The sequence below is a fragment of the Thiolapillus sp. genome (assembly GCF_048562965.1).
Lineage (GTDB): Bacteria > Pseudomonadota > Gammaproteobacteria > Chromatiales > Chromatiaceae > Thiolapillus > Thiolapillus brandeum_A.
Genome location: NZ_JBHNMF010001676.1, coordinates 1 through 518, shown reverse-complemented (window position 1 = coordinate 518; position 518 = coordinate 1). Strand labels below are relative to the sequence as shown.

2 protein-coding genes are annotated in these 518 nt (G+C 51.0%); both read left to right on the top strand.

From position 1 onward, the window contains the following. The coding region (locus ACOCD2_RS26170; protein WP_305801512.1) for a hypothetical protein at positions 1 to 353 on the top strand (353 nt) is incomplete at its 5' end. A 13-nt stretch (positions 354 to 366) separates the two neighbouring features. Then, the coding region (locus ACOCD2_RS26165) for an anti-phage BREX system Lon protease BrxL (RefSeq protein ID WP_294118199.1) at positions 367 to 518 on the top strand (152 nt) is incomplete at its 3' end.

Below are 518 nucleotides of genomic sequence, written 5' to 3'. Positions count from 1 at the left end.
TGCTGCGCGGAGGCGTGTCAACCATTACCTCGGGCCAGTTGTCCGTGGCTTTCTATCAGGCAGAGCCCGTTACCGACAAGGTGCAGCCAAGAACCTTGCGGGTAGGTATCTATAACCAGTCTGGGGAATTGATATCCGATTCCCACACGCTGAATTTTGACTTTGCTTCGGAGAATGCGCGGGAGCGTGAACTGAAGCTGCGATTTGTGCTCAGCCACAAGGCAGATGAGGCCAACGGACAGGAAGTATTCCTGAGGCTGGAAGAGCCGGTATCGGGCACTTCACACTACAAGGAATACGCATTGGAGCGTTATTTGATCCGACGTTCGTTCACTACAGATTTCGATTTATGAGAAGAATAACGCCATGAATGCACTGGATAAAAAAATCAATGAATACTTTCAGGGGCTGGTGGTTCGCAAGGATCTGGTCAAGGCCGTCAAAGGCAACGCCATTGTGCCTGCCTATGTGCTGGAATACCTGTTGGGCCAGTATTGTGCCACCAACGATGAAGACTC